This window comes from Corallococcus sp. AB049A (assembly GCF_003668885.1).
GTDB classification, from domain to species: domain Bacteria; phylum Myxococcota; class Myxococcia; order Myxococcales; family Myxococcaceae; genus Corallococcus; species Corallococcus interemptor.
Window position 1 is genome coordinate 1 of record NZ_RAWL01000358.1, and the last position, 9,008, is coordinate 9,008.

A 9,008-nucleotide genomic window follows, 5' to 3' on the forward strand; every position below is an offset into this window, starting at 1 on the left:
GGCCTGGGCCTGCGGCGGGGACTTCTCCGCGGGCGCGGTGGAGGCGCACGCGGTGATGAACGCGGAAGCGCAGACGCCGAGCGTCATGCGCGCGGCGCCAAACTTCGGTCTGGAACGGAACGACATGGAGGCTCCTGGATGTGCCCGTGACGGGTGGCGCACTCTGGCGCACGCGGGCGCGTCACCAACAGCGCAAACGGCGGTTTCATCCCAGCCATTGCGTTCTGGACGCCACGCGCACTCGAAGTCCCGGGTTGGGACCCCGGGACAATGGCGCGGCGCGGTGTCCCGTCGGCCTCAAGCCCTGACGGTGCCGCCCCGGGGCGTGACGTCCCCACGGCCCGCGCGGATCAACGCTCCGCCCGCGAGCAGCAGGGCCAGGCCGAAGAAGAGGAACCCCACGTCCCAGGCGACCTGGGACGGGCCGGTGCGCACGTGGTGCACGCCGAGCAGCTGATGGTCGATGAGGCCTTCGACGACGTTGAAGAGGCCCCAGCCTCCCAGCAGGCACCCGGCGAAGGTGCGCGAGGACCACGGCACGTCCGTCCTCAGGCCCGCGCGCCAGAGCAGCACCAGGCCGCTGAAGGTCATGAGCCAGGTGAAGGCATGGAAGAGGCCATCCCAGAACATGTTCACCTTGGCGTTCACCAGCGTGTCCGGCGGCAGGTGGCTGGAGAGCATGTTGTGCCATTGCAGCAGCTGGTGCAGCAGGATGCCGTCCACGAAGCCGCCCAGGCCCACGCCCAGCATCACGCCCGCGGAGAGCAGCGGTCCCCGGTTCATCGCTCACGCCCCAGGAAGTGCAGCGGAGTAACGACAGCGAGGATGACCCCGAAGGGCAGCAGGGTGATGGCCAGCCGGCCCCAGAAGTGTTCGTTGAAGATGCCGGCCTCCACCGCGGGCCGGCAGGTTTCACAGGCGAACACCGCGCTGCTGACGAGCAGGACGCTGGTGAGCGTGAGTGCGTTGAGCCTTCGCATGGCGGGACTGTGCGCCAGGAAAGCCCCCGAGTCCGTCACGCGGATCGTCGAAGCGCTCTCCAATGAACGTCGCGCCGGGATGACGAACATTGTGTTTGATTTGGAATCCTGGCTTTCCGCGTCTGTGTATTGACTCGAAAATCAGCGCCTCGCATATTGGCGGCACGTCAATCTTCCCCGCCGCCCCCCAGGTGTCTCCATGACGAAGCGTTTGCCAGTGGTCCTGCTGTTGCTGCTGCTGCCGCTCACGAGCTTCGCGGTCCCGACCACGGGCTTCCGGTTCGTGGACATCCCCGGCAGCGACGGCACCGTCCTCAAGGCCAACTACATCGCACCCACCACGCCCGGGCCGCATCCGGCCGTGGTGTTCATCTCCAGCTGGGGACTCAACGATCTGGAGTACCTGGCCCAGGCGAAGGTTCTGGCGGAGAAGGGGTACGTGGCGCTCTCGTACACGCCGCGCGGCTTCTGGGCTTCCGGCGGCGGCATCGACACGGCCGGGCCGGTGGACATCGCGGACACCTCGCGCGTCCTGGACTGGATGCTCGCCAACACCACGGCGAATCCCTCGCGCATCGGGCTCGCGGGTGTCTCGTATGGCGCGGGCATCGCCCTCATCACCTCCGGCTTCGACTCGCGCGTGAAGGCGGTGGCGGCGCTCTCCGGCTGGTCGGACCTGGTGGCGTCGCTGTTCGGTGGCGAGACGCGCCGTCCGCAGGCCGTGGCGCTGTTGAACCTCGCCGCGACCCTGCTGGGCCGGCCCAGCCCTGAATTGACCACCACCATCAACGACTACTTCGCCAACCGGAACATCGAGTCCATCAAGGCCTGGGGCCGCGTGCGCTCGGCCGCTACGTACATCCAGCGCATCAACGCCAACAGGCCCGCCATCCTGATGGCCAATGCCTACGGCGACAGCCTCTTCCCGCCCAACCAGCTCGTGTCGTTCTACGGCCAGCTCGCCGGCCCCAAGCGCCTGGAGTTCGCCCCCGGTGACCACGCCGTCGTGGAGGCCACGGGGCTGCTGGGGCTGCCCAACGGCGTCTGGACCAGCGTGACGCGCTGGATGGACCAGTACGTCGCGGGCGTGGACACCGGCATCTCCCGCGAGGCGCCCGTGGTGCTGCGCACCCATGACGGCGACACGGAGGGCTATGCGTCATGGGCCCAGGTCTCCACCGGCACGCAGCGCTACGGCCTGGGCGCCATCCGGCTCCTGGATGGCACCGGCACCCTGGGCGGCACGCCGGCCTCGAGTGCTTCGCGGACCGTCTGGTCCGGCTTCGACACCAACGCCGACGCGGGCGTGGCGCTCCTGACCAACGGGCTCCAGGCGTTGACGGGCATCCCGCCCATCGTCTGGCTGCCGGGCGTCAACCGCCTCAACGCGGGCGTCTGGACGTCGTCCACCACCCTGAGCGGCATCTCCATCCGAGGCTCGGCCACGCTGCGCCTGCGCGTCACGCCGTCCACCTCATCGGGCACGGTCGTCGCGTACCTGTACGACCTGCTCGGCGACTACGGCGGCCTCATCACCCACGTGCCGCTCAGCTGGAAGGGCGCCACGCCGGGCGTGCCGCTGGACCTGGACCTGGCGTTCCCCGCCACGGCCTATGACGTGCCCGTGCTGCACCGGCTGGCGCTCGTCGTGGACACGGAGGACCCGCTCTACCTGGACGCGAACACCACCGGCGCCACGCTGTCGCTGGGCGCGCCGTCCTGGCTGGACCTGCCCATCCGCTGAAGCGCCCCTCGCGGCCGTGACGGAGGGCGTGCTCTCCAGACGCCCTCCGTCGTTCCAGCGAACGTGCCCGGTGTGTTAACGCTCCCGGCGCTCATGGGAACCGCCGTCTCGGAACGCACCCGCGCCGTCCTGCTCATCCTCGCCGGTGGCGTGCTGGCCCTGTTGCTGTCGCACCATCCCGCCCTCCTGTCCGGGCTGCGACTGGTGCAGGGCGACGAGGGCGACGTGCGCTTCAACCACTACATCCTGGAGCACGGCTGGCGCTTCGTGTCCGGAGACCCGGCTCACGCGCGCTTCTGGGACCCGCCGATGTTCCACCCCGAGCCCAACGTCGCCGCGTACTCCGACGTGCTCCTGGGCGTGGCGCCGTTCTATTGGATGTGGCGCGCCCTGGGCCTGGGCGCGGACCTGTCGTGGCAGGCGTGGGCGCTCACCATGGCCGCGCTCAACTACGCCGCGGCGGTGTGGCTGTTGCGCCGGGGCTTCGGCCTGCGCGTGTTTCCTGCCGTCGTGGGCGCGGTGCTCTTCACGGCCGGAGCGCCGCGCATCAACCAGCTCAACCACCCGCAGCTGGAAGGACAGTTCTTCGCGCTCGTCGCCATGGGCGCGGTCATCGCGCTGACGCGGCCGGAGACGGACCGGCGCCGGGGCATCGCCTGGTCCGCGCTGCTCGTGGGCGCGTTCGTGGCCCAGCTCTACGCGGGCTTCTACTGGGGCTGGTTCCTCTTCTTCTTCCTGCTCCTGGCGTTCATCGCCGGGCTCGCCGTCCGGGACACGCGCGGCCCGCTGCTGACGGCGCTGCGCCGCCACCTCCCGGCGCTCGTGGGCTTCGGCGTCGTGGGGCTGGTGGTGCTCGCGCCGCTGGTCCTGCACTCGCGTCAGGCCATTGGCACGGTGGGCCTGCGCAGCTTCGGGGACGTGTCTCCCATGGTGCCGCGCTTCTGGAGCTGGTTCTTCGTGGGCCAGGACAGCTGGCTGTACGGGTGGACCAACGGCTTCTCCCATTTCCAGCGCATGCCGGTGCCGTGGGAGCACCGGCTGGGCTTCGGCTTCGTCACGCCCGTGCTGGCGGGCATCGGCCTGTGGCAGGCGCGCTCGCGGACCTCGGTGCGGCTGCTTCTCGTCCTGGCGGTGGCCACCTTGCTGCTCGCGTCGCGCTACACCGGCGGCTTCACGCCCTGGTGGCTCGTCTTCCACGGCGTGCCCGGCGCGGCGGCCATCCGGGCCCTGTCCCGCATTGGCCTGTGGCTGCTGGTGCCCGCGGGCGTGGGGCTGGCCCTGTACCTCCAGCGGCAGTGGGACTCGGGGCGCGCGGCGCTGGCGGTGGGCCTGGGCGCGCTGTGCCTGCTGGAGCAGGGGCTCACCGGCCCCGCCTATGACAGGCACGAGGCCCGCGCGGACGTGGAGGCGGTGGCCGCGCGCATCGCACCGGGCTGCGCGACCTTCTTCTACGCGCCGACGTCCGGGGAGGCGCAGGAGTGGAAGTATCACCTGGACGCCGTCTGGGCGTCCGGCGAGCACGGCGTGCCCACGGTGAATGGCTACTCGGGCAACTACCCGCAGGGCTGGAAGCTCCAGGACAACCGCCGCTTCAACGCGGAGGCGGCGGCGCGCATCGACCAGGAACTGGAGGCCTGGATGCGCTCGCGGAGCCTGGCTCCGGAGAGCGTCTGCCGCATCGAGGTGCCGGCGCGGCGGTAGCGTTCCGCCGCGCGGGCCGCCTCTCGGGACTACTTGGCGATCGTGGCGTAGTCGCCCTTGAGCGCGACGCCGGTGACGAAGCTGCCGGCGTGGCACTCGATCTCGGTGGCGCTCTTGGACTCCACCTTCTTGTAGTAGCTCACGATGTGGACCACCGCGTTGGCGCCGTTCTTCTTCGCGCCGTCCTGCAGGGCGATGAGCGCGGAGAGGGCGGCCCACTTGCAGGCGTAGTCGTCGGACTTGCCCACGCCGTTGGTCTTCTTGTTCGTGGTGTCGCTGCCCAGCGTCTTCAGCACGTTGGGCGTCTTGGCGCCTTCCAGGTAGAACTTCACGGAGCCGTCCAGCTTCTCCTTGGCCTCGGGCAGCGCCAGCACGTCCGCGAGCTTCACCTTGGTCACGGTGTCGCGCGCCAGGGCGGGGCTCGCGGCCGTCAGGGCCAGCAACAGGAGGGCTTTCTTCATGGCGGGGTCTCCAGGCATCAAGGCCAGCGGCGGAAGATCAACGACGTGTTGATGCCGCCGAAGGCGAAGTTGTTGGTCATCACCAGGTCCGTCTGCAAAGCACGTCCCTCGCCCATGACATAGTCCAGGGGCGCGCACTTGGGATCCACGGAGTCCGCCGTCAGGTGCAGCGTGGGCGCGAACCAGTCCGAGCGCATCATCTGGAGGGTCATCCACGCCTCCAGCGCGCCGCAGGCCCCCAGCGTGTGGCCCATGTAGCTCTTGAGGCTGGAGATGGCGACCTTCTCCCCGAAGACGGCCTTCGTCGCCGCGCTCTCCGCCACGTCGCCCGTGTCCGTCGCCGTGCCGTGCGCGTTGACGTAGGGGATGGCGGAGGCCGGCACGCCCGCGTCCTCCAGCGCCAGCTTCATGGCCTCCGCCATGGTGTCCGCGTTGGGCTGCGTGACGTGCCGCCCGTCGCTGTTGGTGCCGTAGCCCAGCAGCTCCGCGTGGATGGTCGCGCCGCGCGCCTTCGCGTGCTCCAGTTCCTCCAGCACCAGCGTGCACGCGCCCTCGCCCAGCACCAGCCCGTCGCGCTGGGCGTGGAAGGGGCGGGGGGACTGGTGCGGCGCCTCGTTGTGCTTCGTGCTGGTGGCGAACAGCGTGTCGAACACCGCCGCGCCCGTGGCGTCCAGCTCCTCCGCGCCGCCCGCGAGCATCGCCACCTGGCGGCCCAGCTTGATGGCTTCATACGCGTAGCCGATGCCCTGGCTGCCGGACGTGCACGCGCTGGAGGTGGTGATGATGCGCCCGGTGATGCCGAAGAAGACGCCGATGTTCACCGCCGCCGTATGGGACATCATCCGCAGGTACGTCGTCGCGGTGATGCCCTCCGTCGTCTTGTGGGTGATCATCTTCCCGAAGTCGCCCATGTTCTCCGGCGTCCCCGCGGAGGAGCCATAGGCGATGCCCATCTTCCCGCCCTTCACCAGCGGGTCACCCAGCAGGCCCGCGTCCTGGAGCGCCAGCTCGCTGGCCCGCGTCGCCATCAGCGCCACGCGGCCCATGGTGCGCGTCGTCTTGCGCGAGTACGCGGACGGCGGCAATTCAAACGGCAGGGCGGGCGCGCCCAGCCGCGTGTTCAGGCCTTCGTATTCCTTCCAGGGCTCCATGACCTGGACGGCGTTCTGGCGAGCACGCAGCCGCGCCTCGACCGTCTTCCAGTCGTGACCCAGCGGGCTCAGCGCACCGACTCCGGTGACCACTACGCGCTTCATCCGATCATCCCCCCGTTCACCGAAATCACCTGCCGCGTGATGTAGCCCGCGTCTTCCGCCATGAGGAAGCTCACCGCGGCGGCGACCTCCTCGGGTCTGCCCATCCGGCGGGCGGGAATGATCTTCAGCGCCTCCTCCAGCACCTCCGGAGGCACCATCTCCGTGTCGATGAGGCCCGGCGCCACGCAGTTGACGGTGATGTTGCGCTTGGCCAGCTCCACCGCCAGCGCCTTCGTCGCGCCGATGATGCCCGCCTTGGCCGCGCTGTAGTTCACCTGGCCCCGGTTGCCCATGAGCCCGGACACGGACGACAGCGTGACGATGCGGCCCGGCTTCTTGCGGCGCACCATGGGCATCGTGAGCGGGTTGAGCACGTTGTAGAAGGCGTCCAGGTTGGTGTGGATGACGCCGTCCCACTCCTCGGCCGTCATGGCCGGGAACGCGTTGTCGCGAGCGATGCCCGCGTTGCACACCACGCCGTAGTAGCAGCCGTGGGCCTCCACGTCGGCGAGCAGCGCGGCTTGCGTGGCAGCTCGGTCCGACACGTCGAACTGGAGCACGCGCGACTCGAGGCCGGCCTCGCGCACCTGGGCGGCCACGGCTTCGGCCTCCTCGCGCTTGCTCTTGCAGTGCACCACGACGTCGTAGCCGTCGCGGGCCAGGCGTAGCGCGATGGCGCGGCCGATGCCCCGGCTGGAGCCCGTCACCAGCACCGTCTTGTCACCCATCTGTGTTGCCCCTTCCCAGGTCCTGCCCCGGTTGCGGCTCGTAGACCGTCAGCGCCGCCGTGGCGACCTTCTCCGTCCCGATGCTGAGCGTGCAGTCGAACTGGCCCAGCCCGTTGTCCGCGGAGAACTGGCGTTGGACCTCGATACGCAGGGTCTCGCCCGTCTTGAAGACGGGGCGGCTGCACTCGTAGCGGCGGGTGCCCAGCAGGAAGCCCACCCGGGGCGTGCCGCCGCGCTTGCGCGAGTGCCACCCGGCCCACGCGGCCACGGCCTGCGCCATGTACTCGATGCCCACCCAGCCGCCCACGGCGCCGTCGGAGCAGAAGAGGCTGTCCTCGCGCACGGTGACCTCCGCGAGCAGCGAGTCCGCGTCGCCCTCCAGGGCGCGGTCGAGCAGCCGCATGCGCCCCTCGTGGGGCACCAGCTCTTCAATGGGCTGATCAATCACGATGCGCATCATGCGCGCTCCAGCACGAGGGCGGCGTTGCTGCCCCCGAAGGCGAAGGAATTACTCAGCACGCTCTTCACCGGGCGCCCCAGCGACTCTCCCGGCTTCACCAGCGACAGCGCCGGCAGCGAGTCGTCCACGGCCCCGTCCCAGAAGTGTCCGGGCAGGTGGCCGTCCGGGTTGTCCACCAGCGTGAGGTACGCGAACGCCGCCTCCAGCGCGCCCGCGGCGCCCAGCGTGTGGCCGGTGAGCGGCTTGGTGGAGCTGGCCTTCACGCCCGGCCCCAGGAGCGCGTGCACCGCGCGCGTCTCCATGGCGTCGTTCTGCACCGTGGCGGTGCCGTGCAGGTTCACGTAGTCCACCTGCTCCGGTGCAAGGCCCGCGCGCTTCAGGGCCTCCTGGATGGCGGCCATGGCGCCCTTGCCGTGGGGCTCCGGCGCGGAGATGTGGTGCGCGTCGGAGGACTCGCCCCAGCCGGACAGGCGCACCGGCCCCGGCTCGCGGGTCATCAGGAAGAGCGCGGCGGCCTCGCCGATGTTGATGCCGTGGCGGTGGGCGCTCATCGGGTTGCAGCGCGCCTCGCTCACGGAGTCCAGCGCGCGGAAGCCCGCGACGGTGAAGCGGCACAGGGAATCCACGCCGCCCGTCAGCACCGCGTCCACGCTGCCCGCGCGCAGCATCCGCGCCGCGCTGGCCAGGGCCTTGGCGCTGGAGGAGCACGCGGTGGAGATGACGTAGGCGGGGCCTTTTGCGCCCACCACGTGCGCCAGCGCCAGCGCCGGAGAGCCCAGCTCCTGCTGGTGCAGGTGGAAGCGCGAGGGCAGCTCGCCCGTGCTCACGTAGCCGGCCATGGCCTTCTCGCTCTCGCCGATGCCGGAGGTGCTGGTGCCCAGCACCACCGCCACGCGCGCGGGGCCGAAGCGGGCGAGGGCGGCGTCCACCTCCGGGCGGATCTGCGCCAGCGCGGTGAGCAGCAGCGCGTTGTTGCGGCTGTGCTGCGAAGGGGGCAGGGCGTCCTGGGCCGCGAGCGGAGAGGTGACGAGCCCCACGTGCAGCGGCCGGTCCGCGAACCCGTCATGGGAGGCGACGCCGGAGACGGTGTCCGCGAACAGGGCCCGGGCCACCTCCTGCTTCCCGGAGCCCAACGCGCAGACAAGGCCCAGCTGGTTGAGGAAGACAGGAGGAGACATGGGGTGTCACTCGGCCGAGCGCGATTCGATGGTGAGCTGGTAGTGCTCGGAGTGGTTCGTCAGCTGCGTGCGCCCTTCCCAGCGCGGCGAGCCATCGTAGCGCACCGTCACCCATTCCCTGCCGTTCTTCGACAGGGTCCGCTGCGCCGGGCCGTCCTCCAGCGTCCACCCGGCGGGCAGGGCGGCGCGCACGGCGTCGGCCGGCCAGTAGACGAGCTGCACGTCCCGCAGCACCAGGGCGGAGTTGAACTGGGCGGGCAGGCGGGGGTCGCGCTCCTCGTCCAGTCTGCTGCCGTCCCAGCGCAGCGTGAGGATGCGCTGCCCCAGGGCCAGCCCCGCCAGCCGCAGCTGGGCCGGGTCCACCTCCAGGAGGGCCTCCAGGGAGCGGGGGCCGCCCGGGTCCTGCTCGTGCGCGAACACCAGCTGCTGCGCCAGGCTCACGGACGCCCCGAGAGCGGCGGGAGCCAGGCGCAGCTCCGGCCTGTCTCTTATAAACATCT

General features: G+C 70.5%; 10 protein-coding genes. 2 read left to right on the plus strand and 8 right to left on the minus strand.

The features are described from left to right. Positions 1-297: 297 nt before the first annotated feature. Both D7X55_RS29770 and D7X55_RS29775 read right to left on the minus strand, forming a co-directional pair. Positions 298-783, minus strand: a complete 486-nt coding sequence (locus tag D7X55_RS29770) for a DUF2243 domain-containing protein (RefSeq protein WP_121724837.1) — start codon at positions 781-783, stop codon at positions 298-300. Next, positions 780-980, minus strand: a complete 201-nt coding sequence (locus D7X55_RS29775) for a hypothetical protein (RefSeq protein WP_147442779.1) — start codon at positions 978-980, stop codon at positions 780-782. Before D7X55_RS29775 ends, D7X55_RS29770 begins: the two co-directional genes overlap by 4 nt. 199 nt (positions 981-1,179) lie before the next feature. Between D7X55_RS29775 and D7X55_RS29780 the strand changes: the two genes are divergently transcribed. After that, a complete protein-coding gene (locus D7X55_RS29780; RefSeq protein WP_120549241.1) occupies positions 1,180-2,724 on the plus strand; it encodes a CocE/NonD family hydrolase in 1,545 nt (514 codons plus the stop codon). A gap of 93 nt (positions 2,725-2,817) precedes the next feature. Next, complete coding sequence (locus D7X55_RS29785; RefSeq protein ID WP_121724838.1) at positions 2,818-4,425, plus strand: hypothetical protein; 1,608 nt, start codon at positions 2,818-2,820, stop codon at positions 4,423-4,425. 29 nt (positions 4,426-4,454) lie between these two features. Here D7X55_RS29785 and D7X55_RS29790 read toward each other — a convergent pair whose 3' ends face one another. The 6 genes from D7X55_RS29790 to D7X55_RS29815 all read right to left on the minus strand — a co-directional run. Next, positions 4,455-4,886 (minus strand): excinuclease ATPase subunit, encoded by a 432-nt coding sequence (locus tag D7X55_RS29790; RefSeq protein WP_120549239.1) that lies wholly within the window; start codon positions 4,884-4,886, stop codon positions 4,455-4,457. Positions 4,887-4,903: 17 nt separating this feature from the next. Beyond that, complete coding sequence (locus tag D7X55_RS29795) at positions 4,904-6,142, minus strand: beta-ketoacyl-ACP synthase (RefSeq protein ID WP_120549238.1); 1,239 nt, start codon at positions 6,140-6,142, stop codon at positions 4,904-4,906. Next, positions 6,139-6,870, minus strand: coding sequence for a 3-oxoacyl-ACP reductase FabG (gene fabG / locus D7X55_RS29800; RefSeq protein WP_120549237.1), 732 nt, complete (start codon positions 6,868-6,870; stop codon positions 6,139-6,141). Before fabG ends, D7X55_RS29795 begins: the two co-directional genes overlap by 4 nt. After that, positions 6,863-7,330: a hotdog family protein gene (locus D7X55_RS29805; protein ID WP_120549236.1), complete on the minus strand. Its 468-nt coding sequence runs from the start codon at positions 7,328-7,330 to the stop codon at positions 6,863-6,865. The genes fabG and D7X55_RS29805 overlap by 8 nt, the downstream gene beginning before the upstream one ends. Next, complete coding sequence (locus D7X55_RS29810) at positions 7,327-8,508, minus strand: beta-ketoacyl-ACP synthase (protein ID WP_121724839.1); 1,182 nt, start codon at positions 8,506-8,508, stop codon at positions 7,327-7,329. Before D7X55_RS29810 ends, D7X55_RS29805 begins: the two co-directional genes overlap by 4 nt. A 6-nt stretch (positions 8,509-8,514) precedes the next feature. Beyond that, positions 8,515-9,008: DUF3261 domain-containing protein (locus D7X55_RS29815; protein ID WP_147470261.1), on the minus strand; the 494-nt coding region annotated here is incomplete at its 5' end.